We start from the raw sequence: 24795 nt of genomic DNA, 5'->3' as shown, positions 1-24795 counted from the left end.
TATAAAATGATGCGGTGGGGGCTTGCTGCTCTGTCACTGACAACGGCTTTGTCTGGCTGTGACCTTGCTCCCCGTTATAAGCCTGAACCTCTGAAGCTGCCGGCAGGCTGGGGGGATGCGAAGTTTTTAACGGATGCCCGCCCGTCTGACGCAGCTCTTCGTTCTGACTGGTGGGTCATGTTTGGTGATCCGCAGCTGGATGAACTTGAGGCTCAGGCTATGCGCCTTAACCCTGATCTGCAGGCGCAGGCTGAGGCTTTTTTGCAGGCGCGTGACGCTGTTGCTGAGGCTAAATCGCATTTGTACCCGCAGCTCAATGGCAGTGCGAGTGCACAGAAAAACAAAAGCTCTCATCACAGGCTCTGGCGTGGTGGAACTGCCACCGGTCCTACCTATATGTCGTCTGAGCAATATTCAGCTGTGGCGACATGGGAGCCTGATTTCTGGTCGGCTATCCGTAACAGAACCCGGGTTGCCAAGCAGCGCGCGCAGGCTATAGCCGCAGATTATGCGCTGGCACGTCTCAGCCTTCAGGCTGAACTGGCCAGTGATTATGTTCTGTTGCGCGGGCTTGATGTGCAGGATGCGGTGTACAGGGATTCGATAGGTTACTATAAAACAGCGGTGCAGATTACTAAGCTGCGTCTTGTTGGTTCTATCGCTCCTGGTATGGATGTGTCACGTGCTGAGACACAGCTTTTCACGACCCAGGCGCAGGAGACAGACATTCTCACTCAGCGTGAGATTGTTGAGCATGCTATAGCCGTACTTGTGAATAAGGCTCCGGCAACGTTTCATATTGCGCCGGTGAATAAGTTTGCTTTTGCTGATGTTGAACCACCCGTTGCCTTGCCGGCAACACTGCTGGAGCGTCGTCCCGATGTTGCCTCAGCTGAGCGGGGTATGGCCCAGGCGAACAGGGCGATTGGTATTTCAAGGGCTGCATTTTATCCTGATGTGTCATTTAACGCGATGACCGGATTTATGGATAACGGGTTTGATCTCGCGTCTCTGTCTAACTCTATGTACCAGTATGCTGTGCAGGCATTGCTACCTTTGTTTACCGGCGGGGCGCGGCGGGCTGAGCTGCAGCGTAGCTGGTCGCAGTATCGCCAGCAGGAAGATCTGTACAGAAGCGTTGTGCTGAGCGCTTTTCAGGAAGTGCAGGATAATCTTTCCAGGACAACGCGCCTGAAGGTGCAGCAGCAGCAGCAGAGTGGCGCGGTTAATGCCGCGTTGCGCACGCAGACGATGACAATGGCGCTTTATACAGGTGGCCTTACAAACTATCTGGATGCAGTGGTCGCGCAGATTGCAGCACTTGAGGCGCGTATTAAACTTGTGCAGGTTCAGACCCGGGCCTTTGATGCGCGTGTAGAGTTAATTCGTGCGCTGGGCGGGGGCTGGTCACGGAGCGAACTGCCTGGCTCTCATGAGCTGATGCCATTTGGCGTTTTGCAGTATGAAAAGCTTCATCACGCAACGCCCGTCGGCGGTATTGGCACGCAGACAGATGCACGCTCTGCTGATCTTACTGGTGAAAAAAAATAGCAGATTTGCTTGACCTGTTTTCAAAAAGCCGCTAAGGGCGGCACTCTCAACGGAACGTGGGAGGCTCGTGCGCGGTATGCGCTGAGCCGATGACCACGGTTCGGGTTCAACGATAAGGAGTCCCGGATATGGCCAAAAAAGTTGTTGGCTACATCAAGCTTCAGATTCCTGCTGGTAAGGCTAATCCTTCACCGCCAGTAGGTCCAGCGCTCGGTCAGCGCGGTCTGAACATCATGCAGTTCTGTAAAGAGTTCAACGCCAAGACACAGGGTCTTGAGCCAGGTATGCCGATCCCGGTTGTTATTACAGCCTATGCAGACCGTACGTTCAGCTTTATTACAAAAACACCGCCAAATACATACTTCCTGCTGAAAGCTGCAAAGGTTTCAAAAGGTAGTCAGACTGTTGGTAGATCAGCCAATGTTGGTAAAGTGACGATGGCGCAGCTTCGTGAAATTGCGGAGCAGAAGTTTAAAGACATGAACGCTAATGACATCGACGGTGCAGTAAGCATGCTTGCTGGTTCTGCTCGTTCCATTGGTCTGACGGTGGAGGGCTGAGATTATGGCTAATAAGCGTCTCAAAGCTGCTCAGGCAAAAGTAAACGGCGATCAGGCTTATGGTCTGGATGAAGCTATTGCTCTCGTAAAAGGCAATGCAACAGCTAAGTTTGACGAAACAATTGAGATCTCCCTGAATCTGGGGATTGATCCGCGTCATGCTGATCAGATGGTCCGTGGTTTTGTTTCTCTGCCAAATGGTACAGGTAAAACGCTGCGCGTTGGTGTTTTTGCCCGTGGTGCAAAAGCAGAAGAAGCTCAGGCTGCCGGTGCTGACGTTGTCGGTGCAGAAGACCTGATGGAAAAAGTGCAGGCTGGTGAAATTGCTTTCGACCGCTGCATTGCAACGCCTGACATGATGGCTCTGGTTGGCCGTCTTGGTAAAATCCTCGGTCCACGTGGTCTGATGCCAAACCCAAAACTTGGTACGGTTACCATGGACGTTAAAGGTGCTATCGAAGCTGTTAAAGCTGGTCAGGTTGAATACCGTGCTGAGAAAGCTGGTATTGTTCATGCTGGCGTTGGTAAAGCATCTTTTGATGCAGCGAAGCTTGCTGAAAACGTTCGTGCATTTGTTGATGCTGTTCAGAAAGCACGTCCGTCAGGCGCTAAAGGCACATACCTTAAGAAGGCAGGTCTGTCTTCTACAATGGGTCCTGGTGTCAGCCTTGATGTTTCAGCTTTCGCTGGCTGAGTAAAAGAATGACGTTGCGTCGGTATATCTGGCGTGACATCTCAGGGAAGCTGGTATATTCAGCTTCCTGACCTGTCCGAGACCGCATGTGGTTAGACCTTAATAGGCCCTGAGGCCTGCAGGTGGTAAGACGGGGATGCTGGTTGTCTATCGTTTTTTACGGTAGCTCCGGGATTCCGTTTAGAGGGCAGGCGAGCAGAGCTTTGCGGTGGTCGTAAAGCTCTATGGGCAACCCGTTCTGACTGAACATGTGTCAGGCGGAACAAGACGGAGACGGGATTTGAACCGTACGGAAAAGCGGGACTTCGTTGCTTCCCTCGCCACCGTGTTTGCCGAAACGTCAATGGTTGTGGTCACCGAAAATAAAGGTCTGACCGTAGCTGATGTGACTGATCTGCGACGCAAGGTGCGTGAAGTGGGTGCTTCGTACAAAGTCACGAAGAACCGGCTGACAAAACTCGCCCTGGCTGGTACCCAATTCGACGGAATCAGCTCGCTGCTGAAGGGTCCTACCGCGCTTGCGTGGTCAGAAGATCCGGTCGCTGTAGCGAAGGTGATCGTTGAGTTCGCCAAAACCAATGACAAGCTTGTGGTGCTTGGTGGATCACTTGGTTCTCAGGTCCTTGGGGCCGATGGAATCAAGGCTCTTGCTGAGCTGCCATCTCTGGATGTGCTGCGTGCACAGCTCGTGGGTCTTATCTCCACGCCTGCTACACGTATTGCTGGTGTCACTCAGGCACCGGCTGGCCAGCTTGCTCGGGTTTTTGGGGCCTATGCCAAAACGGGTGAGGCGGAAGCTGCCTGAAATTACACGCCGTCTGGTGTGTGATGTCTTTTTTCTGAAGTGTGGCCTCCCTCATGCTGAGGTCGCATTTTGTAAACCAGTATTTATATAGAGAGTCTAAATCTATGGCTGATCTTAACAAGATTGTTGACGAACTGTCAGCTCTGACCGTTCTCGAAGCTGCTGAACTGTCAAAACTCCTCGAAGAAAAATGGGGCGTTTCTGCTGCTGCTCCGGTTGCAGTTGCTGCTGCTGCTGCTGCTCCTGCCGCTGCTGCTGAAGAAAAAACAGAATTCGACGTAATTCTGACCAAAGCTGGCGACAAAAAAATTAACGTCATTAAAGAAATCCGTGGTATCACGGGTCTCGGTCTGAAAGAAGCTAAAGACCTGGTTGAAGGTGCTCCTAAAACCATTAAAGAAGGCGCTAACAAAGACGAAGCCGAAAAAATCAAGAAACTTCTTGAAGACAACGGCGCAAGCGTCGAAATTAAATAATTTCCTGTATTTTACTTTCTCTGAAAGTAAAGTAACTGGAAAAGACTTTCGGGTGGGGGCTTTGGCCTCTGCCCGTTTGCCTGTTCAGATCTTTATTGAGTCTGACTGGGTATGGTAGTTCTTTTTGTGGTAACACAAGGGCGGTCGGACCCTCTGATCTGTCTTCGGGGCAGATCTGATGATCCGAGAGCAACGGCGGGCAGGAGCGAAGATGAACGCAATTACTAAATCGTTCACAGGACGGAAGAGGATTCGCAAGAGTTTCGGGCGGATTCCCGAAGTCGCTCCGATGCCGAATCTGATCGACATACAGCGTGCGTCCTATGAAGCATTTCTTCAGGCTAATGTGTCGCCTGATTCGCGCACACCGACTGGTTTGCAGGAAGTCTTCCGGTCGGTATTTCCGATCAATGACTTCGCAGGTCGGGGGCGTCTTGAGTTTGTAAATTACGAATTTGAAGAACCAAAATATGATGTTGAAGAGTGCATTCAGCGTGGCCTGACTTATGCAGCGCCCCTGAAAGTTATTCTGCGTCTTATTGTCTGGGATCTTGATGAAGATACCGGCTCACGTTCTATTCGTGATATTAAAGAGCAGCCCGTGTATATGGGTGACATGCCGCTGATGACCGATAACGGTACGTTTATCGTAAACGGTACAGAGCGTGTTATCGTCAGTCAGATGCACCGTTCACCAGGTGTGTTCTTTGATCACGATAAAGGTAAAACGCACTCTTCAGGTAAATATCTGTTTGCAGCGCGTGTTATTCCTTACCGTGGTTCATGGCTTGACTTCGAATTTGACGCAAAAGATCTGATTTACGTTCGTATTGACCGTAAACGTAAGCTGCCTGTTACCACGCTGCTTTATGCGCTTGAGAGCGATCGTTCTGTTGCTGCACGTGAAGCTAAGCTGGCTGAAGGTGGTGATGTTGACATTCTCGATATCAAGGGGATGGACGACAACGAGATCCTGGCAAGCTTCTATGGTACGGTGAAATTCACCAAAACCCCTAAAGGCTGGGCACGTCCTTTCGATGCGGAATCATTCCGTGGTCTTAAGCTGCTTGCACCGCTGGTTGACGCCGAGACGGGTGAGGTTGTTGCTGAGGCAGAAGCTAAGCTGACAGCCCGTGCTGTTCGTAAAATTGCTGAAAAAACACGTGAAGTTCTTGTTGGTGACATTGATCTGATCGGTCGTTTTATCGCCAGTGATATCGTCAATTACGAAACCGGTGAAATTTACGGCGAAGCCGGTGAAGAAATCACCGAGGCACGTCTCGCAGCTCTTGAAGAAGCCGGGATTACCGAATTCCCTGTGCTGGCAATTGATGCAGCGAATGGTCCGTGGATCCGCAACACGCTCACAGTTGACAAAAACAGTTCACGTGATGAAGCGCTGATCGATATTTATCGTGTTATGCGTCCAGGTGAGCCGCCGACGGCTGAAACCGCTGAGGCTATGTTCCGTGGTCTCTTCTTTGATGCTGATCGCTATGACCTGTCATCTGTTGGTCGTGTAAAACTCAACATGCGCCTTGATCTGGATGCTCCGGATGATCTGCGTGTGCTGCGTAAAGAAGATATTCTGCGCACCATTAAAGTGATGTGCGACCTTAAAGACGGTCGCGGTCAGATTGATGATATTGATAATCTGGGTAACCGTCGTGTTCGCTCTGTTGGCGAGCTTATGGAAAACCAGTATCGTATCGGCCTGCTTCGTATGGAGCGCGCGATCCGTGAGCGTATGGGCTCAGTCGATATTGACACTGTTATGCCGCATGACCTTATTAACGCAAAGCCAGCTGCGGCTGCTGTGCGTGAGTTCTTTGGGTCATCGCAGCTCAGCCAGTTTATGGATCAGACCAACCCGCTGTCAGAAGTAACGCACAAGCGTCGTCTTTCAGCGCTTGGCCCGGGCGGTCTTACCCGTGAGCGTGCCGGCTTTGAGGTGCGTGACGTTCATCCAACACATTACGGTCGTATCTGCCCGATTGAAACGCCTGAAGGCCCGAACATTGGTCTGATTAACTCTCTGGCAACTTATGCCAAAGTGAACAAGTACGGCTTTATTGAAACACCTTATCGTCTTGTTAAAGACGGCGTTCTTCAGGATGGCTGGAAATATCTTTCCGCTATGGAAGAAGAAAAGCTGGTCGTTGCACAGGCTGATGCGAAGCAGGATGCTGCTGGTGCACTGACTGATGAGCTGGTTTCTGTTCGTCGTGGTGGTGACTTCCGTCTGGTGGCGCCAACTGACGTGACAGCCTGTGACGTTTCACCAAAACAGCTGGTTTCAGTTGCTGCTGCGCTCATCCCGTTCCTTGAGAACGATGACGCAAACCGTGCACTGATGGGATCAAACATGCAGCGTCAGGCTGTGCCGCTGGTGCGTTCTGATGCGCCTCTGGTTGGTACGGGTATGGAAGCTGCTGTAGCTCATGACTCAGGTGCCACGATCGTTGCAAAACGTGATGGTATCGTTGACCAGATTGATGGTGCCCGTATCGTTGTGCGTGCAACAGATTCTTCTGGTGCGACACAGGGTGTAGATATTTACCGTCTGCGCAAATACTCGCGCTCTAACCAGTCAACCTGCATTAACCAGCGTCCGCTGGTGCACGTAGGTAATCTGGTAAAAGCTGGTGATATTATTGCTGACGGTCCGTCAACCGAGCTTGGTGAACTGGCTTTGGGTCGTAATATTCTGGTCGCGTTTATGCCCTGGAATGGTTACAACTTCGAAGATTCAATTCTGATCTCCGAGCGTATTGCGAAAGATGACGTTTTCACCTCGATTCATATCGAGGAATTTGAAGTCATGGCTCGTGATACGAAGCTGGGTCAGGAAGAGATTACCCGCGATATTCCTAACGTTGGTGAAGAAGCGCTCCGCAATCTTGACGAGGCAGGCATTGTATATGTCGGTGCTGAGGTTAACCCTGGCGATATTCTGATCGGCAAGGTAACACCAAAGGGTGAAAGCCCGATGACACCAGAAGAAAAACTTCTGCGTGCGATCTTTGGTGAAAAAGCTTCTGACGTCCGTGATACGTCTCTGCGTCTGCCGCCAGGTACGACGGGTACGGTTGTTGATGTGCGTGTGTTCTCTCGCCGTGGCGTTGATAAAGACGAGCGTGCGATGGCAATCGAGCGCGCAGAAATTGAACGTCTGTCTAAAGATCGTGATGATGAGCGTGGTATTCAGGAGCGTTCATTCTACAGCCGTCTGAGCGAAAAGCTTGTCGGTCAGGTAGCTGGTGCGGGCTATAAAGGCATTCGTTCTGGCACGGAAATTACAGCTGAGGTTCTGGCTGAGCATCCTCGTGGTGCATGGCGTCACATCGTCGTTGATTCTGATACGGTTATGGCTGAGCTGGAAGTGCTGCGTCGTGAGTTCGATGCATCAATTCAGAAAATTCAGGCACGTTTCGAAAGCAAGGTCGAGAAGCTTCAGCGCGGTGATGAGCTGCTCCCTGGCGTTATGAAAATGGCTAAAGTCTTTGTTGCTGTGAAGCGTAAGCTTCAGCCTGGTGACAAAATGGCCGGCCGTCATGGTAACAAAGGTGTGGTTTCCCGGGTTGTTCCGGTTGAGGATATGCCGTTCCTTGAGGATGGTACTTCGGTCGATATCGTACTGAACCCGCTGGGTGTGCCTTCACGTATGAACGTGGGGCAGATTCTTGAGACACATCTTGGCTGGGCATGTGCTAATATTGGCCGCGGCATTGGTGATCTGGTTGATGAATACCAGCGCACAGGTGAGAAACGCCAGGAACTGCTTGATTCACTCAAAGATGTTTATGGCGAGAAAGTCTATGATGACGCTATTGCCAATATGAACAATAATGAGCTGATAGAGCTGTCGAATAACCTGCGTAAGGGCGTTCCAATAGCAACGCCTGTGTTTGACGGTGCGTCTATCCCTGATATCGAAGCGATGCTTGAAAAAGCAGGTCTTGATAAATCAGGTCAGTCTCAGCTGATTGATGGTCGTACAGGTGAACCGTTTGAGCGTAAAACCACAGTTGGTTATATTTACATGCTTAAACTCCATCACCTTGTCGATGATAAGATCCATGCCCGTTCTATTGGTCCATACTCTCTGGTAACGCAGCAGCCTCTGGGTGGTAAAGCTCAGTTTGGTGGCCAGCGCTTCGGTGAGATGGAAGTCTGGGCACTTGAGGCTTATGGTGCTGCTTACACACTTCAGGAAATGCTGACGGTGAAATCGGATGACGTCTCCGGTCGAACCAAAGTGTATGAAGCGATTGTGCGTGAGCAGGATGACTTTGAAGCGGGTATCCCTGAAAGCTTTAACGTTCTGATCAAAGAGCTCAAATCTCTGGGTCTGAATGTTGAGCTGGAGCAGGGGGCTGAGTCAGAGTGAGCGCACCAGCTTTAACAGCCGCTATTCTCAGTTTTTGTTTTGCAGAAGTAGCCGGGGCAAACACCCCGGCTGCTTTCACTTTCCCTCTGGGGGCTTCAGCACATGAATGAACTCATGAAAATCCTTGGTCAGACCGGCCAGGCGATGACCTTCGATCAGATTAAAATTCAGCTGGCATCACCGGAGCAGATCCGCTCCTGGTCTTACGGTGAAATTAAGAAGCCCGAGACGATTAACTATCGTACGTTCAAGCCTGAGCGTGATGGCCTTTTTTGTGCCCGTATTTTTGGTCCTATTAAGGACTATGAGTGCCTTTGCGGTAAATATAAACGCATGAAGTTTCGCGGTATTATCTGCGAAAAATGTGGTGTTGAAGTTACTCTGGCAAAAGTACGCCGTGAGCGTATGGGGCATATCCAGCTGGCCAGCCCTGTTGCACATATCTGGTTTTTAAAATCTCTGCCTAGCCGTATCGGTCTTATGGTCGATATGACGCTTAAAGATCTTGAAAAAGTTCTTTATTTCGAAAACTATCTTGTTCTTGAGCCAGGTACGTCACCACTGAAGCAGTACTCTCTGCTGACTGAAGACCAGTACCTTGATGTTCTTGATGAATATAGTGAAGAAGGCATTGAGGTTGGTATCGGTGCTGAGGTTATTAAGAAGGTTCTTGAGCGTATTGACTGTGATGCCGAAAAGGTACACCTGCGTCAGGAACTGAAAGAAACCTCCTCAGAAGCAAAACGCAAAAAACTCGTTAAGCGTCTGAAACTGGTTGAAGCTTTTGCAGAAAGCGGTTCACGTCCTGAGTGGATGGTGCTTGACTATGTTCCGGTTATTTCACCTGAGCTGCGTCCACTGGTACCACTTGATGGTGGCCGTTTCGCAACATCAGATCTGAATGACCTGTATCGTCGTGTTATCAACCGTAATAACCGTCTGAAACGCCTTATGGAGCTGCGTGCGCCCGATATTATCGTGCGTAACGAAAAGCGTATGCTTCAGGAAGCCGTTGACGCACTGTTTGATAACGGTCGACGTGGCCGTGCCATTACTGGTGCGAACAAACGTCCGCTGAAATCTCTTTCAGATATGCTGAAGGGTAAGCAGGGTCGTTTCCGTCAGAACCTTCTTGGTAAGCGCGTCGATTATTCAGGCCGTTCAGTTATTGTGGTTGGTCCGGAGCTGAAGCTTTATCAGTGCGGCCTGCCCAAAAAGATGGCGCTGGAGCTGTTTAAGCCCTTTATTTACTCCAAGCTGGAGAAATATGGTCACGCGACAACCATTAAAGCTGCAAAGCGTATGGTTGAGAAAGAGCGTCCGGAAGTGTGGGATATCCTTGAAGAGGTTATCCGTGAACATCCTGTTATGCTTAACCGTGCACCAACATTGCATCGTCTTGGTATTCAGGCGTTCGAACCGATCCTGGTCGAAGGTAAAGCTATCCAGCTTCATCCGCTCGTCTGTACAGCGTTTAACGCTGACTTTGACGGTGACCAGATGGCTGTGCATGTGCCACTGAGCCTCGAAGCTCAGCTTGAAGCACGCGTACTGATGATGTCGACCAACAACATTCTCAGTCCGGCAAACGGTAAGCCAATTATCGTGCCGTCTCAGGATATTGTTCTGGGTCTGTATTATCTCAGCCTTGAGCTGCCGGAATACGCGCTGACACCAGATAAAAACACCTATGATGAAACAACGGGTGAAATTCTGGTTAAGGGTGCACCATCATTTTCTTCCATTAGTGAAGTTGAGTATGCGCTCAATGATGGTGCTCTGAAGCTGCATGATAAAATCCGAGCCCGCTTTGAGACGATAAAAGACGGCAAAACTGTCTATCAGACTGTTGTGACCACACCTGGTCGCGTACTGATTGCGCAGATTCTGCCCAAAAATGAAGCTATTCCGTTCTCTCTCATCAATAAACAGCTGACAAAGAAAGCTGTTTCTGACGTAATTGATACGGTTTACCGTCACTGTGGTCAGAAAGAAGCTGTTATATTCTGTGACCGTCTGATGGCTCTTGGTTTCAGGCACGCTGCTAAAGCTGGTATTTCCTTCGGTAAAGATGACATGATCATCCCTGAAGAGAAGAAAGTTCTGGTAGAGCGTACAGCTGCTGAAGTGAAAGAGTTCGAACAGCAGTATCAGGATGGTCTGATTACCGCCGGCGAACGCTATAACAAAGTAGTTGATGCCTGGTCACGTTGCACTGACGAAGTGCAGGCTGCAATGACCAAAGAAATTTCCCGTCAGGAAGTTGGTAAACCAATTAACTCTGTGTGGATGATGAGCCACTCCGGTGCTCGTGGGTCACCGGCACAGATGAAACAGCTTGCTGGTATGCGTGGTCTGATGGCGAAACCATCAGGTGAAATTATCGAACAGCCGATTATTGCTAACTTTAAAGAAGGCCTGTCGGTTCTCGATTACTTCACATCAACCCATGGTGCCCGTAAAGGTCTGGCTGATACAGCGCTTAAAACAGCTAACTCAGGATATCTGACCCGCCGTCTGGTTGACGTTGCGCAGGACAGCATCATTATTGAGGAAGATTGTGGTACAGAGCGTGGTCTGACTGTTCGTGCGGTTATGGACAGCGGTGAGATCGTAGCGTCTCTGTCCGAGCGTATTCTTGGTCGTACGGCAGCTGTTGATATTGCTGATCCGACATCAGGAGAGGTCATTGTGCCTCGTAACAGCCTGATTGAAGAAGCTGAGGCAGAGCGGATTGAGAAAGCAGGTATTGAATCTGTCTTTATCCGTTCCGTGCTGACCTGTGACAGTCGCGTTGGTGTTTGTGGTCATTGCTATGGCCGTGACCTTGCACGCGGCACACCGGTTAACATTGGTGAAGCCGTTGGTGTTATCGCCGCTCAGTCTATTGGTGAGCCAGGCACGCAGCTGACAATGCGTACCTTCCATATTGGTGGTGCAGCGCAGCGTGGTGCTGAGCAGTCAATGATTGAAGCATCACGTGATGGTAAGGTTGTGATCCGTAACCGTAACGTGGTTCATAACTCTCAGAACGTTCCGATTGTTATGGCGCGTAACTGTGAAATTCTGCTGACAGATGATGCAGGCGTTGAAAGAGCGCGCTACCGTGTGCCTTACGGTGCCCGTCTGCTGACAGTAGAAGGTGAAGCCGTTGCCCGTGGTCAGAAGCTGGCAGAGTGGGACCCTTACACACTGCCAATCATCACAGAAAAAGCCGGTAAGATTGAATATCTTGACCTGATTGACTCCATTACACTCGTTGAGCGTATGGACGAAGTGACCGGTCTGACATCTAAAGTGGTGGTGGACTATAAGCAGGCAGGGAAGGGCGTTGATCTGCGTCCGCGTCTGCAGCTGACAGGTCCAAACGGTGAAGTGATTAAACTGGCTAATGGTAATGACGCCCGTTACTTCCTGTCACCTGAAACACTGCTTTCAGTTGAGAATGGTGCAGAAGTTCATGCTGGTGACGTGCTTGCCCGTCTGCCACGTGAAGGGTCTAAAACCCGTGATATTACGGGTGGTCTGCCACGTGTTGCTGAACTGTTCGAGGCTCGCCGTCCAAAAGACCATGCGATCATTGCAGAAATGGAAGGTCGCGTTGAGTTCGGGAAGGATTATAAGTCTAAACGCCGTATTATCGTTAAAAACGACGAGACAGGCGAAGAGACAGAATATCTGATCCCCAAAGGCAAGCACGTTTCCGTTCAGGAAGGTGACTTTGTCGAGAAGGGCGATCCGCTGGTTGATGGTCCTCGTGTGCCACATGACATTCTTAAAGTCATGGGTGTAGAGGCGCTGTCTGACTATCTGGTGAACGAGATTCAGGATGTGTATCGTCTTCAGGGTGTGAAGATTAACGATAAGCATATTGAGGTTATCGTGCGTCAGATGCTTCAGAAAGTTGAGATTCTGGAGCCAGGCGACACAACTTATCTTATCGGTGAGACGGTAGATCGTATTGAGTTTGATATTGAAAATACGAAATGCCTGAACGCTGGTGAGCGTCCGGCTCTTGCGATGCCTGTTCTTCAGGGTATTACGAAAGCCTCTCTGCAGACGCAGTCGTTCATCTCTGCCGCTTCCTTCCAGGAGACCACACGAGTGCTCACGGAAGCAGCGACAGCTGGCAAAGTTGATCGTCTGAATGGTCTTAAAGAGAACGTCATTGTCGGTCGTCTGATCCCGGCCGGTACAGGTAGTGTTATGAATCGCCTTCGTGCGATTGCAGCATCTCAGGACCGTCAGCGTGTAGGGCGTTCTTCAGCAGCTGAATGATTCGCCTTTACAGCGTGTGTTAAAGATAAAAACCGGGGTTTGCGCCCCGGTTTTTTTTGTCTGTTAAGTAAAATGGGAGAAAGCTTAGAGGAATCGGCCGTATTGTCTTGACTTCATCTGGTCAAGGCGTTACGAAACAGCCCTCGGCTCCGCTCTGCCTGTGAGAGCGGGGTATGTCGAATTCACTTGTAAAACATGCGACTGGCTTCTGTAAGAAGCGGGGTCGGATGTTAACATAGCCCCATACGGGTGTTTTGCCTGATGGGATTTTTAAATGACAGTCGGTGGCCGATAAAAAGGCCTTCCGGCTCAATTGTGTAAGGATCGGGAAAGGCGCATGCCGACCATCAACCAGCTCATTGCCAAGGGGCGTAAGCCCGCAGTCAAGCGCAACAAAGTGCCTGCACTGCAGGCATGCCCGCAAAAGCGCGGTGTTTGCACCCGCGTTTATACAACGACACCAAAGAAGCCTAATTCTGCACTGCGTAAAGTTGCTAAGGTGCGTTTAACGAATGGCTATGAGGTGGTGAGCTATATTCCTGGTGAAGGTCATAACCTTCAGGAACATAGCGTTGTGTTAATTCGTGGCGGTCGTGTAAAAGACCTTCCGGGTGTGCGTTACCATATCCTTCGTGGTGTACTTGATACCCAGGGTATCGCGAAGCGTCGCCAGCGTCGTTCGCTTTATGGCGCTAAGCGTCCGAAGTAAGGGAAAGTTAAGGTATGAGCCGCCGTCACCGCGCTGTTAAGCGCGAAATTCTTCCCGATCCGAAGTTCGGAGATATTGTCATCACGCGTTTCATGAATGCGCTTATGTATGATGGCAAGAAATCCACTGCGGAAGGGATTGTCTATGGAGCTCTCGAGGCGCTTGTGCGTCGTAGTGGAGCTTCTGCTGATCCGGTTGCATTGTTCCACAATGCTCTGGATAACGTTAAGCCTGCAGTAGAGGTTCGTTCACGCCGCGTTGGTGGTGCGACGTACCAGGTTCCTGTGGAAGTCCGTGCAGAACGCCGTCAGGCGCTGGCCATTCGCTGGGTGATTGATGCCTCCCGCAAACGGGGAGAAAACACCATGCAGGACCGGTTGTCTAATGAGCTGCTTGATGCGGTTAACAATCGTGGATCTGCTGTAAAAAAGCGTGAAGATACCCATCGTATGGCTGAAGCAAACAAAGCTTTCAGTCATTATCGCTGGTAACTGTTTGCGTGCGCTGGCTCCCCGGTGGAGTTCAGTGAAGTGTATTTTGAAACGGCTTCCGGTTTAACCGGAAGTGTGGAGTGGAAAAATGGCTAAGGCTAAATTTGAGCGGAATAAACCGCACTGTAACATTGGTACCATTGGTCACGTTGATCATGGCAAAACCTCTCTGACAGCTGCTATTACAAAGACCCTGGCGAAAGCTGGTGGTGCTGAGTTTAAAGCATATGATCAGATCGACGCTGCACCTGAAGAACGCGCTCGTGGAATCACCATTTCTACAGCTCACGTTGAATACGAAACAGCGAAGCGTCACTACGCTCACGTTGACTGCCCCGGACACGCTGACTATGTGAAAAACATGATCACCGGTGCTGCTCAGATGGACGGCGCAATTCTGGTTGTTTCTGCTGCTGATGGCCCAATGCCTCAGACACGTGAGCACATCCTGCTTGCTCGTCAGGTTGGTGTGCCTGCTCTGGTTGTGTTCCTGAACAAAGTTGATCAGGTTGATGATCCTGAGCTGCTCGAGCTCGTAGAAATGGAAGTTCGTGAGCTTCTGTCTTCTTACCAGTTCCCTGGCGACGATATCCCCATAATCAAAGGGTCTGCTCTGGTTACCCTCGAAGATGGTGATGCAGAAGTTGGCGAAAATCGCGTTCTTGAGCTGATGGAAGCGGTTGACGCATACATCCCTCAGCCAGAGCGTCCGATTGATCGTCCGTTCCTGATGCCAATCGAAGACGTATTCTCAATTTCTGGTCGTGGTACAGTTGTTACCGGCCGTGTTGAGCGTGGCGCAGTTAACGTTGGTGACGAAGTAGAAATCGTTGGTCTGCGTGACACTGTTAAAACCACCGTTACCGGTGTTGAAATGTTCCGTAAGCTGCTTGATCGCGGTGAAGCTGGCGACAACATTGGTGCGCTTCTGCGTGGCACAAAACGTGAAGACGTTGAGCGTGGTCAGGTTCTGGCAAAGCCAGGCTCAATTACGCCGCACAAAAAATTCAAAGCTGAAGCTTACATCCTGACGAAAGAAGAGGGTGGTCGTCATACACCATTCTTCACAAACTATCGTCCTCAGTTCTATTTCCGTACAACTGACGTAACAGGTGTTGTTCACCTGCCAGAAGGTACAGAAATGGTAATGCCAGGCGATAACTGTGCTATGGACGTTGAGCTGATTGCACCTATTGCTATGGACGAAGGTCTGCGTTTCGCTATTCGTGAAGGCGGCCGTACCGTTGGTGCAGGTGTAGTGGCTTCTATCACCGAGTAATTCGGAAAAAGCCAAAGACTGTAGGGCCCCGGCTAATTGTTTAGCTGGGGTCTTATTTGGCGGCCCGGGTTACTCCGGACAAGTAAGGTGTTGGACTAGAAAATAAATGGACAACCAGAACATCCGCATTCGCCTGAAGGCGTATGATCATCGGGTGCTTGACAACAGCACAAAAGAGATCGTAAACACGGCGAAGCGTACGGGTGCGCGGGTTCGGGGTCCTATCCCGCTGCCGACGCATATTGAACGGTTTACGGTTAACCGTTCCCCCCACGTGGATAAGAAAAGTCGCGAACAGTTCGAGATCAGAACTCATCGCCGCCTGCTCGACATTGTTGAGCCAACTCCGCAGACCGTGGACGCCCTCATGAAACTCGACCTCGCCGCTGGCGTGGATGTCGAGATCAAACTTTAAGGTCCAGACGATGCGCACCGGATTAATTGCAAAAAAGTTGGGAATGTCCCGACTTTTCAAGGAAGACGGCACTCATGTGCCCGTTACAGTCCTGCATGTGGATGCACTGCAGGTTGTTGATGTCCGTACTCAGGAACGGGATGGCTATACGGCTGTTCAGCTTGGTATGGGCAACGCCAAGGTAAAAAATGTTACCAAACCAAATCGTGGTCATTTTGCCCGCACAAAAGTAGAGCCTAAAAAGGTTGTACGTGAATTTCGTGTTGCAGAAGATGCAGCACTTGAAGTTGGCGCAACACTTTCTGCTTCTCATTTTGTTGTTGGTCAGAAAGTCGACGTCACTGGTACCAGTAAGGGTAAAGGTTTCGCAGGTGCTATGAAGCGCTGGAACTTTGCTGGTCTGGAAGCAACGCATGGTGTTTCCATCTCCCATCGTTCTCATGGTTCTACCGGTAACCGTCAGGATCCTGGTAAAACTTTTAAGAATAAAAAGATGGCTGGTCATCTTGGCGATGAACGCGTGACGACCCTCAATCTTGAAATTGCAGCAATTGATCCGGAAAAGAATCTGATCATGGTGCGCGGCTCTATTCCAGGAGCTAAAAACGGCACTGTTCTGATTCGTGATGCGATCAAAAAAGCCCGCCATGCGGATGCGCCTTACCCGGCTGCTCTCGTGACGGCGGAGGCCTGAAGTCATGGAAATTGAAATCAAAACTCTCGATAATGGCAGCGCCGGTTCTGTGACGCTTCCTGCTGAGTTGTTTGCTGTTGCCCCACGTGCTGACATCATGGCACGCGTTGTGCACTGGCAGCTGGCAAAACGCCGCGCTGGTACGCACAAAGTTAAAGGCATGAGCGAAGTCTCAGGCACAACCAAGAAGCCTTATCGTCAGAAAGGTACCGGTAGTGCACGTCAGGGCTCACTCCGTGCGCCTCAGTACCGCACCGGTGGTGTTGTTCATGGTCCGGTTGTTCGCGACCATGGCTATGATCTGCCGAAAAAAGTACGTCGTCTGGGTCTGATCTCTGTTCTTTCTCAGAAAGCACAGGAAGGTAAGCTTGTTGTTCTGCAGTCTGCTTCTGGCGTGACTCGCACAAGCGAACTGGCTGTTAAGCTGAAAAACCTCGGTCTGAAATCTGCTCTCATTGTTGATGCAGCAGTTGATGAAGGTTTTGTTCGTGCAGCCCGCAATCTGCCCAAGATTGATGTTCTGCCAACGATTGGTGCCAACGTTTATGATATCCTGAATCATGAAGTTCTGGCAATTACACAAGCTGGCCTTGAAGGCCTGAAGGAGCGTCTGGTATGACCAACGTTCTAGCAATTCGTAAGAAGGCTGAGCGTCTTTCACGTGAAGCGCTGTACGACATCATTCGTACGCCGCATATCACAGAGAAAGCGACAGCTCTTTCAGAGAAAAATCAGGTTGTTTTCAAGGTTGCAATGACAGCCACGAAGCCTGAAATCAAGGTGGCTGTAGAGACGCTTTTTGGTGTTAAAGTCGTTGACGTGAACACTCTTGTTCAGAAGGGTAAGGCTAAACGCTTTAAAGGTCGTCTGGGACAGCGTTCCGATATTAAGAAAGCGTTCGTTCAGCTCGCAGAAGGTCAGTCTATCGATCTGACCACCAGCCTGACGTGACGTGAGGTAGAAACAGATGGCATTGAAGCACTTTAATCCCGTTACACCGAGCCTTCGTGGCACGGTTCTGATTGACCGCGCCGACCTCTGGAAAGGCAAGCCGGTTAAGCAGCTGACCGAAGGTAAAAACAAAACGGGTGGCCGTAACAATAACGGTCGTACAACCTCTCGTTTTCGTGGTGGTGGTCATAAACAGTCTTATCGCTACATCGACTTTAAGCGTCGTAAATTCGACGTTCAGGGTGTAGTTGAGCGTCTGGAATATGATCCGAACCGTACAGCATTTATTGCGCTGATTAAGTACGAAGATGGTGAGCTGAATTATATTCTGGCTCCGCAGCGTCTGAAGGTTGGCGATAATGTTATCGCTGGTCATCGCGTTGATATCAAACCAGGCAATGCTATGCCGCTGGCATCTATTCCGGTTGGTACGATCGTACACAATATTGAACTGAAGCAGGCTGCCGGTGGCAAGCTGGCTCGTTCAGCCGGAACCTATGCGCAGCTGGTTGGTAAAGATGCCGGTTATGCACAGATCAAACTGCAGTCTGGTGAACTGCGTGTTGTTCGTGGTGAATGCATGGCAACAGTTGGTGCCGTGTCTAACCCTGACAACATGAACCAGCACCTTGGTAAAGCCGGCCGTGCACGCTGGCTGGGTCGTCGCCCACATAACCGTGGCGTTGTGATGAACCCGGTTGATCACCCGCATGGTGGTGGTGAAGGCCGTACATCTGGTGGTCGTCATCCGGTTACACCATGGGGCAAACCTACCAAAGGTTATAAAACTCGGGTCAATAAGCGTACGGACAGTCTGATTATCCGTCGTCGCAAGACCGGCAAGTAAGGGGCAATAGAAGATGGCACGTTCCGTCTGGAAAGGCCCGTTCGTCGACGGGTATCTGCTGAATAAGGCTGAAGCGTCTCGCGCTTCAGGCCGTAACGAAGTGATCAAAATCTGGTCACGTCGTTCAACAATTCTTCCGCAGTTCGTTGGGCTGACGTTCGGTGTTTATAATGGTCAGAAGTTCCTGCCTGTGCAGGTAACGGAAAACATGGTGGGACATAAGTTTGGTGAGTTCTCACCAACCCGTACGTTCCATGGTCATGGGGCCGACAAGAAGTCAAAGCGGGGCTAAAATGAGCAAGCCTAATCACCCGCGCATGCTCGCGGAAACAGAAGCGCAAGCAATTACGCGTAATATCCGGGTTAGTCCCCGTAAACTGAATCTTGTTGCTGCCCTTATTCGTAATAAGCCAGCATCACAGGCTGTTGCGACACTGACGTTTTCTAAACGTCGTATCGCTCAGCAGGTGAAACAGACTCTGGAAAGCGCAATCGCAAACGCAGAAAATAACCATCAGCTTGATGTTGATCAGCTGGTAGTTAAGATTGTGGAAGTTGGAAAAGCTACGGTTATGCGGCGTTTTCACGCGCGTGGTCGTGGTCGTTCCGCTCGTGTGGAAAAATTCTTCAGCCATCTGAAGATTGTTGTTGCTGAACGGGCTGCGGAACCTGAGGCAGCTGCTAGCGAACAGAAGGCGGCCTGACGTATGGGACATAAAGTCAATCCAATCGGGCTCCGGCTCGGCATTAATCGCACATGGGATAGCCGTTGGTACGCTGACGCAGACTATTCTCGTCTGCTGCATGAAGACCTGAAACTGCGTGCTTTCCTTCGTCGTAAGCTTGCAGGTGCTGGTGTTGCTCGTGTTGTTATCGAACGTCCTGCTAAAAAGCCTCGCGTTACGATTTACGCAGCACGTCCAGGTGTTGTTATTGGTAAAAAAGGTCAGGATATTGACGCTCTGCGCAAAGAGCTGACCCGCATGGCGGGTACAGAAGTAGCGCTGAATATCGTTGAGATCCGTAAACCTGAAATCGATGCAACTCTGGTAGCTGACAACATTGCTCAGCAGCTGGAACGTCGTGTTGCTTTCCGTCGTGCTATGAAGCGTGCTGTTCAGTCAGCTATGCGTCTTGGCGCACAGGGTATTCGTATTAACTGCTCCGGTCGTCTGGGCGGCGCAGAAATTGCACGTATCGAGTGGTATCGTGAAGGCCGCGTGCCATTGCACACTCTGCGTGCTGATATCGATTACGGGACAGCAACAGCTCATACCACATACGGTACCTGTGGTGTGAAGGTCTGGATCTTCAAAGGCGAGATCCTTGCGCATGACCCGATGGCTCTGGATCGCCGGGCGGCCGAACAGGCCCCTCAGCGCTGAGGCGAAGGATAGAATATAATGCTTTCTCCAAAGCGTACAAAATTCCGTAAGGCACATAAAGGTCGTATTCACGGCCTTGCCAAAAGCGGGACTACGCTCAATTTTGGAACATTCGGCCTGAAGGCTCTTCAGCCCGAACGTATTACTGCACGTCAGATCGAAGCATCACGTCGTGCCATTACTCGTGCTATGAAACGTGCCGGTCGCGTATGGATTCGTATTTTTCCTGACCTTCCGGTCTCGACAAAGCCAGCAGAAGTGCGTATGGGATCTGGTAAAGGATCCCCCGAGTACTGGGTTGCCCGTGTAAAGCCAGGTCGTATTATCTTCGAAATCGAAGGTGTACCGCCAGAAGTTGCACGTGAAGCGCTCGCTCTCGGTGCAGCGAAGCTGCCGATCAAAACGAAGTTTGTGACCCGAATCGGAGATGCGTGAGATGGCAAAGGCAACAAAGCCAGCTGACCTGCGTGCCAAAACATCAGACGAACTGAATGCGCTTCTTCTTGATCTGAAGCGTGAGCAGCTTAATCTGCGTTTCCAGCAGGCTACCGGACAAAACGAAGGCCAGAGCCGCATTCGTGTCGTTCGTCGTGAGATTGCGCGCATCAAAACGATCGTGTCGCAGAATGAGAAGTCCGCAGCAGGTGCAAAAACATCTGCTGCCATTTCCTGAAGGGAGTTGGACGATGCCAAGGCGCGTCCTTACCGGACGTGTAACCAGTGACAAGATGGACAAGACCGTAACGGTTCTTGTCGATCGTCGGGTTATGCATCCGCTGTATAAGAAATTCATTCGTCGTTCTAAAAAATATGCGGCGCATGATGAAGAAAATATCTGTAAAATCGGTGATACCGTCCGTATCATCGAGTGTACACCGATCTCCCGTCGTAAGACATGGGCTGTCGTTTCTCGTAACGGCGAAGTTGTTGACGCATCTGTCGTCGGCGTGTCGGTGTAAGGTAAGGGTATCTAGAAAATGATCCATCCCGAGACCAACCTTGATGTGGCAGATAATTCCGGTGCCCGTCAGGTGCAGTGCATTAAGGTGCTGGGCGGTTCCAAGCGGAAGTCTGCCTCGGTCGGCGACGTGATCGTCGTTTCCGTTAAGGAAGCCATTCCCCGTGGGAAGGTAAAAAAGGGCGACGTCCACCAAGCTGTTATCGTTCGTACATCATATCCGGTTCGCCGCGCCGACGGCAGTGCGATCCGTTTTGATAAGAACGCTGCTGTTCTGATTAACAAACAGCAGGAACCGATTGGCACACGTATTTTTGGCCCGGTTGTTCGTGAACTGCGTGCGCGTAAGTTCATGAAAATTATCTCTCTGGCACCGGAGGTGCTGTAATGGCTGCGCGTATTAAAAAAGGCGATACAGTCGTTGTTATCACGGGTTCTTCAAAAGGCGTGCAGGGCGAAGTTCTCTCTGTTCGTCCGGCTGAAAACCGCGCTGTTGTTCGTGGCGTAGCGATTGCAAAGCGTCACCGTCGTGCAACACGTATGGGTGAAGAAGGCGGTATCATTGCTCGTGAAGCTCCGATTCACCTTTCCAACCTCAAGCTGATTGATCCTGCATCGAAAAAACCAACCCGCGTTGGTTTCCGTGTTCTGGAAAATGGCCAGAAAGCGCGTGTTGCTAAGGCAACTGGCGAAGTGATCGAAGGCTGAGGGGGTAAGAATGACTGGATCTACAGGTGTTCGTTCCGTTCCCCGTTTTCAGGAACGTTATCAGAATGAACTGCGTGCCAAGCTTCGTGAGCAGTTTGGTTACAAAAACATCATGCAGGTACCTCGCCTTGAAAAAATCGTCCTGAATATGGGCGTAGGTGAGGCTGCTGGCGATCAGAAAAAACTTGACGCTGCAGTTGCTGAAATGACACTGATTGCTGGCCAGAAGCCAGTTAAGACAGTGGCTAAAAAAGCTATTGCGGGCTTCAAGATTCGTGAAGGTCTGCCGATTGGTTGTAAAGTTACTCTGCGTCGCGTTCAGATGTATGAGTTCCTCGACCGTCTGGTAACCATTGCTATGCCTCGCATCCGTGACTTCCGTGGTCTGCCTGCTAATAAGGGTTTTGACGGTCGCGGTAATTTTGCGCTGGGCCTGAAAGAGCAGATCGTTTTCCCGGAAATCGATTATGATAAAATCGAAGACATCCGTGGTATGGACGTTGTGTTTGTGACGAGTGCTAAGACAGATGCTGAAGCCAAAGCGCTTCTTAAAGCATTTGATCTTCCCTTTGTTGCTTAAGGGAAATTCTTTACCTGGTTTCAGGTGTTGTTGTCTTGGAAAACCGTCGAAGGTTTTCGAAGGGTTCCGGAGGATAGAATTATATGGCTAAAACTTCTGCCATCACGCGGAATGCCAGACGTACTCGTCTGGCTGCACGTGACAAGGATAAGCGTGCGGCGCTGAAAAATATCATTATGGACCGCACTCTTCCTGTAGAAGATCGTTTTGATGCGTCTCTCAAGCTTGCTGAGCTGCCTCGCAACGGTTCACGGGTTCGTGTCCGTCTGCGTTGCAAGCTGACAGGTCGTTCACGCGGTAACTATCGTAAATTCGAGCTGTGCCGTATCGCACTGCGTGATCTGGCTTCAAGTGGTCAGATCCCAGGTCTGGTTAAAGCAAGCTGGTAAGGGCGCGTAATGTCACTTTCTGATCCGTTGGGTGATATGCTCACCCGCATCCGTAACGCACAGCGTGCGCGTCATGCCTCCTGTGTGTCTCCGGCTTCTAATCTGCGCCTGAACGTGCTTGAAGCACTTCAGCGCGAAGGCTACATCCGTGGCTACAAACGTGAAGAAGTCCGTAAAGGTGTTGCTCAGCTTCATATTGAGCTGAAATACTCCGAAGGCGAACCGGTTATTAAAGAAATTAACCGTGTTTCCCGTCCTGGACGTCGCGTTTATTCGAAAATTAAAGAGCTGCCACGTGTTCGTGCAGGTCTTGGTGTTTCGATTTTGTCTACTCCACGTGGTGTTCTTTCTGACGTAGAGGCTCGCGCTGCCAATGTTGGCGGCGAAGTTCTCTGCCGCGTATTCTGAGGAGGGATACATGTCACGTGTAGGCAAATATCCTGTCACTGTTCCTGGCGGGGTCACCGTTTCTATTGCTGACGGTGTTTTCAAAGCGAAAGGAAAGCTCGGCGAACTTACGCTGCCGCTTTCTTCTCACATTGAAGCGAAAATTGAAGGCGACCAGATCGCAGTCTCTCCGGTGGGAACCGCTGCTCAGGCGCGTATGATGTGGGGTACAACCCGTGCGCTGATCGCAAGTCTCATTAAAGGTGTTTCTGAAGGGTTTTCAAAAACTCTTGAAATCAGCGGAACGGGTTACCGTGCTGCTGTTCAGGGATCCAACCTTGTGATGAATCTCGGTTTTTCTCATGATGTGGTTTATCCGATCCCGCAGGGTATCAAGATTTCCACACCACGTCCGACCGCGATTGTCGTTGAAGGTATCGACAAACAGCGTGTAGGGCAGGTTGCTCTTGATATTCGCAGCTACCGCAAACCAGAGCCTTATAAAGGTAAAGGTGTACGGTACGAAACGGAAACCATTCGTCGTAAGGAAGGCAAGAAGAAATAATGAGCACTCAGCAGGAACTGCGGAACCGGCGGCGCGCCCGTCTCCGTTACCAGCTCCGTCACAAGGCTGGTGGTCGCCCGCGCTTGTCGGTTTTCCGTTCTGGAAAAAACATTTATGCGCAGGTTATCGACGATGTGCAGGGGCGTACACTCGCCTCTGCTTCCAGTCTTGATAAAGAGCTGCGTGAGACCCTGAAAACAGGGGCAACTAAAGAGAGTGCTAACGTTGTTGGCAAACTCGTTGCTCAGCGTGCAGTCGCAGCAGGCGTTTCTCAGGTTGTATTTGACCGTGGAGAATATTTTTATCATGGGCGCGTGAAAGCCCTGGCGGAGGCTGCCCGCGAGGGTGGTCTCTCCTTCTGAGGAAAGGATCACGTAATGGCTCGTGAACCAAGAGAAGGCGGTCGTGGCGGCCGTGATCGCGAACGTGAAGGCGATGAACTGATCGACAAGCTGGTCACGATCAACCGCGTTGCAAAAGTTGTTAAGGGCGGTCGTCGCTTTGCTTTTGCTGCGCTGGTTGTTGTTGGTGATCAGAAAGGTCGCGTCGGTTACGGTGCAGGTAAGGCACGTGAAGTGCCTGAAGCTATCCGTAAAGCAACTGAGCGTGCAAAACGTGCAATGATTCGTGTGCCGATGAAAGAAGGTCGCACACTGCATCATGACGTTTCTGGTCACTTTGGTGCTGGTAAAGTTATCCTGCGTTCGGCTGAAGCCGGTACAGGTATCATTGCTGGTGGTCCAATGCGTGCAGTGTTCGAAAGCCTGGGAATTAACGACGTTGTCGCTAAATCTCTCGGCACTCGTAACCCGCATAACATGGTTAAAGCGACGTTTGACGCTCTGACCCGTTGTGCAAGCCCACGCTCTATTGCTAACCGTCGTGGTAAGAAGGTTGCTGAAATTTTCGGCAAGCGTGATCAGAATGCACCGGCAGGAGAAACTGCAGATGTCTGATACGAAAACTTTCAAAGTTATCCAGATCGCATCTGGTAACGGTCGTAAACCTGGCCAGCAGGCAACTCTGGTCGGTCTCGGTCTGAATAAAATCGGTCGTGAACGGGTTCTGGAAGATACTCCTTCAACACGTGGTATGGTCCGTAAAGTGGCGCACCTTGTGAAGGTGGAGGATTGATATGAACTTGAATGAGCTTCGCGATAATGAGGGTTCTCGTTACCGCAAAAAACGCCTGGGGCGTGGTATCGGCTCTGGCAAAGGCAAAACTTCAGGCCGAGGCGTAAAAGGTCAGAAAGCACGTGAAGGCGTGTCTCTGAACGGCTTTGAGGGTGGTCAGCTTCCGCTGTATCGTCGTTTGCCTAAGCGCGGCTTTAAGAACATCTTCCGCAAAGTTTACGCACCGGTTAACCTCGGTGCAGTAGAAAAAGCTATTGTAGACGGTAAAATTGAAGCTGGTGCAACTGTGACAGAAGAGCTGCTGAAAAATGCAGGTCTTGTTGGTACAGGTAAATATGCTGGTGTGCGTATTCTGAGTGAAGGTGAACTGACACGCGCAGTAACTTTCGAAGTTTCTGGTGCTTCTGTTGCTGCTATTGCAGCAATTGAAAAAGCCGGTGGCTCTGTTAAAGTTCTTGCTGCTAAGGCACCTGAAGTTAGCGCTTCCTGACACATAAGAAAGGGGAAGGGGGTATTTCTCTCTTCTCCTTTCGGTCTGTTTCTCAGAAA

31 protein-coding genes are annotated in these 24795 nt (G+C 50.6%); all 31 read left to right on the top strand.

Translation table 11 applies throughout. The features are described from left to right. Window positions 1–6: 6 nt before the first annotated feature. The 31 genes from HK11_RS05875 (at window position 7) to rplO (ending at window position 24736) form a co-directional block, all read left to right on the top strand. A complete protein-coding gene (locus tag HK11_RS05875; protein WP_233133339.1) occupies window positions 7–1551 on the top strand; it encodes an efflux transporter outer membrane subunit in 1545 nt (514 codons plus the stop codon). 128 nt (window positions 1552–1679) lie between these two features. Continuing rightward, the gene (gene rplK / locus HK11_RS05870) at window positions 1680–2111 is read left to right on the top strand and encodes a 50S ribosomal protein L11 (RefSeq protein WP_086554407.1); all 432 of its coding nucleotides are present in this window, start codon (window positions 1680–1682) and stop codon (window positions 2109–2111) included. Between the two features lie 4 nt (window positions 2112–2115). After that, complete coding sequence (gene rplA / locus HK11_RS05865; RefSeq protein ID WP_244980436.1) at window positions 2116–2805, top strand: 50S ribosomal protein L1; 690 nt, start codon at window positions 2116–2118, stop codon at window positions 2803–2805. Between the two features lie 280 nt (window positions 2806–3085). Continuing rightward, the gene (gene rplJ, locus HK11_RS05860; protein ID WP_086554405.1) at window positions 3086–3610 is read left to right on the top strand and encodes a 50S ribosomal protein L10; all 525 of its coding nucleotides are present in this window, start codon (window positions 3086–3088) and stop codon (window positions 3608–3610) included. A 104-nt stretch (window positions 3611–3714) separates the two neighbouring features. Further along, window positions 3715–4086, top strand: coding sequence for a 50S ribosomal protein L7/L12 (gene rplL / locus HK11_RS05855; RefSeq protein ID WP_086554404.1), 372 nt, complete (start codon window positions 3715–3717; stop codon window positions 4084–4086). Window positions 4087–4297: 211 nt separating this feature from the next. Then, window positions 4298–8476, top strand: coding sequence for a DNA-directed RNA polymerase subunit beta (rpoB, locus tag HK11_RS05850; RefSeq protein ID WP_086554403.1), 4179 nt, complete (start codon window positions 4298–4300; stop codon window positions 8474–8476). A gap of 102 nt (window positions 8477–8578) precedes the next feature. Continuing rightward, complete coding sequence (gene rpoC, locus HK11_RS05845; RefSeq protein WP_086554402.1) at window positions 8579–12754, top strand: DNA-directed RNA polymerase subunit beta'; 4176 nt, start codon at window positions 8579–8581, stop codon at window positions 12752–12754. A 337-nt stretch (window positions 12755–13091) separates the two neighbouring features. Further along, a complete protein-coding gene (gene rpsL, locus HK11_RS05840; protein ID WP_086554401.1) occupies window positions 13092–13463 on the top strand; it encodes a 30S ribosomal protein S12 in 372 nt (123 codons plus the stop codon). Window positions 13464–13477: 14 nt separating this feature from the next. Further along, window positions 13478–13954, top strand: a complete 477-nt coding sequence (gene rpsG / locus HK11_RS05835) for a 30S ribosomal protein S7 (RefSeq protein ID WP_086554400.1) — start codon at window positions 13478–13480, stop codon at window positions 13952–13954. An 88-nt stretch (window positions 13955–14042) separates the two neighbouring features. Then, window positions 14043–15233, top strand: a complete 1191-nt coding sequence (tuf, locus tag HK11_RS05830; RefSeq protein WP_086554399.1) for an elongation factor Tu — start codon at window positions 14043–14045, stop codon at window positions 15231–15233. A 106-nt stretch (window positions 15234–15339) separates the two neighbouring features. Next, entirely contained in the window at window positions 15340–15648 is a 309-nt protein-coding gene (rpsJ, locus tag HK11_RS05825; protein ID WP_007282720.1) for a 30S ribosomal protein S10, read from the top strand. 10 nt (window positions 15649–15658) lie between these two features. Continuing rightward, a complete protein-coding gene (gene rplC, locus HK11_RS05820; protein WP_086554398.1) occupies window positions 15659–16342 on the top strand; it encodes a 50S ribosomal protein L3 in 684 nt (227 codons plus the stop codon). A 4-nt stretch (window positions 16343–16346) separates the two neighbouring features. Further along, complete coding sequence (gene rplD, locus HK11_RS05815; protein WP_086554397.1) at window positions 16347–16961, top strand: 50S ribosomal protein L4; 615 nt, start codon at window positions 16347–16349, stop codon at window positions 16959–16961. Further along, window positions 16958–17293, top strand: coding sequence for a 50S ribosomal protein L23 (locus HK11_RS05810; RefSeq protein ID WP_086554396.1), 336 nt, complete (start codon window positions 16958–16960; stop codon window positions 17291–17293). Before rplD ends, HK11_RS05810 begins: the two co-directional genes overlap by 4 nt. A 16-nt stretch (window positions 17294–17309) precedes the next feature. Beyond that, a complete protein-coding gene (gene rplB, locus HK11_RS05805) occupies window positions 17310–18140 on the top strand; it encodes a 50S ribosomal protein L2 (protein WP_086554395.1) in 831 nt (276 codons plus the stop codon). Window positions 18141–18153: 13 nt separating this feature from the next. Next, the gene (gene rpsS / locus HK11_RS05800) at window positions 18154–18432 is read left to right on the top strand and encodes a 30S ribosomal protein S19 (RefSeq protein WP_025860199.1); all 279 of its coding nucleotides are present in this window, start codon (window positions 18154–18156) and stop codon (window positions 18430–18432) included. 1 nt (window position 18433) lies between these two features. Further along, window positions 18434–18844 (top strand): 50S ribosomal protein L22, encoded by a 411-nt coding sequence (rplV, locus tag HK11_RS05795; RefSeq protein WP_086554394.1) that lies wholly within the window; start codon window positions 18434–18436, stop codon window positions 18842–18844. A gap of 3 nt (window positions 18845–18847) precedes the next feature. Then, window positions 18848–19525 carry a 30S ribosomal protein S3 gene (rpsC, locus tag HK11_RS05790; protein WP_086554393.1) on the top strand — a complete coding sequence of 226 codons (678 nt, stop codon included), beginning with the start codon at window positions 18848–18850 and terminating at the stop codon, window positions 19523–19525. Window positions 19526–19543: 18 nt separating this feature from the next. Further along, window positions 19544–19960 (top strand): 50S ribosomal protein L16, encoded by a 417-nt coding sequence (rplP, locus tag HK11_RS05785; protein WP_086554392.1) that lies wholly within the window; start codon window positions 19544–19546, stop codon window positions 19958–19960. Window position 19961: 1 nt separating this feature from the next. After that, window positions 19962–20198 carry a 50S ribosomal protein L29 gene (rpmC, locus tag HK11_RS05780; RefSeq protein WP_086554506.1) on the top strand — a complete coding sequence of 79 codons (237 nt, stop codon included), beginning with the start codon at window positions 19962–19964 and terminating at the stop codon, window positions 20196–20198. A gap of 13 nt (window positions 20199–20211) precedes the next feature. Continuing rightward, window positions 20212–20484 carry a 30S ribosomal protein S17 gene (gene rpsQ / locus HK11_RS05775; RefSeq protein ID WP_086554391.1) on the top strand — a complete coding sequence of 91 codons (273 nt, stop codon included), beginning with the start codon at window positions 20212–20214 and terminating at the stop codon, window positions 20482–20484. 18 nt (window positions 20485–20502) lie between these two features. Beyond that, window positions 20503–20871 carry a 50S ribosomal protein L14 gene (gene rplN, locus HK11_RS05770; RefSeq protein ID WP_086554390.1) on the top strand — a complete coding sequence of 123 codons (369 nt, stop codon included), beginning with the start codon at window positions 20503–20505 and terminating at the stop codon, window positions 20869–20871. Next, the gene (gene rplX, locus HK11_RS05765) at window positions 20871–21191 is read left to right on the top strand and encodes a 50S ribosomal protein L24 (protein ID WP_086554389.1); all 321 of its coding nucleotides are present in this window, start codon (window positions 20871–20873) and stop codon (window positions 21189–21191) included. Before rplN ends, rplX begins: the two co-directional genes overlap by 1 nt. A gap of 10 nt (window positions 21192–21201) precedes the next feature. Further along, the gene (rplE, locus tag HK11_RS05760) at window positions 21202–21771 is read left to right on the top strand and encodes a 50S ribosomal protein L5 (RefSeq protein WP_086554388.1); all 570 of its coding nucleotides are present in this window, start codon (window positions 21202–21204) and stop codon (window positions 21769–21771) included. A gap of 83 nt (window positions 21772–21854) precedes the next feature. Then, a complete protein-coding gene (gene rpsN, locus HK11_RS05755) occupies window positions 21855–22160 on the top strand; it encodes a 30S ribosomal protein S14 (protein ID WP_086554387.1) in 306 nt (101 codons plus the stop codon). A gap of 9 nt (window positions 22161–22169) precedes the next feature. Continuing rightward, window positions 22170–22568 (top strand): 30S ribosomal protein S8, encoded by a 399-nt coding sequence (gene rpsH, locus HK11_RS05750; RefSeq protein ID WP_086554386.1) that lies wholly within the window; start codon window positions 22170–22172, stop codon window positions 22566–22568. 10 nt (window positions 22569–22578) lie between these two features. Beyond that, on the top strand, window positions 22579–23112 hold the full coding sequence (gene rplF / locus HK11_RS05745) for a 50S ribosomal protein L6 (protein ID WP_086554385.1): 534 nt from the start codon (window positions 22579–22581) through the stop codon (window positions 23110–23112). Beyond that, window positions 23112–23474 (top strand): 50S ribosomal protein L18, encoded by a 363-nt coding sequence (rplR, locus tag HK11_RS05740; RefSeq protein WP_086554384.1) that lies wholly within the window; start codon window positions 23112–23114, stop codon window positions 23472–23474. The genes rplF and rplR overlap by 1 nt, the downstream gene beginning before the upstream one ends. A 15-nt stretch (window positions 23475–23489) precedes the next feature. Beyond that, window positions 23490–24068: a 30S ribosomal protein S5 gene (rpsE, locus tag HK11_RS05735; RefSeq protein ID WP_086554383.1), complete on the top strand. Its 579-nt coding sequence runs from the start codon at window positions 23490–23492 to the stop codon at window positions 24066–24068. Next, window positions 24061–24246 carry a 50S ribosomal protein L30 gene (gene rpmD, locus HK11_RS05730; protein ID WP_206752255.1) on the top strand — a complete coding sequence of 62 codons (186 nt, stop codon included), beginning with the start codon at window positions 24061–24063 and terminating at the stop codon, window positions 24244–24246. The genes rpsE and rpmD overlap by 8 nt, the downstream gene beginning before the upstream one ends. Window position 24247: 1 nt before the next feature. Continuing rightward, window positions 24248–24736, top strand: coding sequence for a 50S ribosomal protein L15 (rplO, locus tag HK11_RS05725; protein WP_086554381.1), 489 nt, complete (start codon window positions 24248–24250; stop codon window positions 24734–24736). Window positions 24737–24795: the final 59 nt, after the last annotated feature.

Source organism: Acetobacter sp. DmW_043 (genome assembly GCF_002153485.1).
Taxonomy (GTDB): Bacteria; Pseudomonadota; Alphaproteobacteria; order Acetobacterales; family Acetobacteraceae; genus Acetobacter; species Acetobacter thailandicus.
Note: the sequence above shows the minus strand (reverse complement) of the source record. Positions and strands in the feature narration are given on the sequence as shown.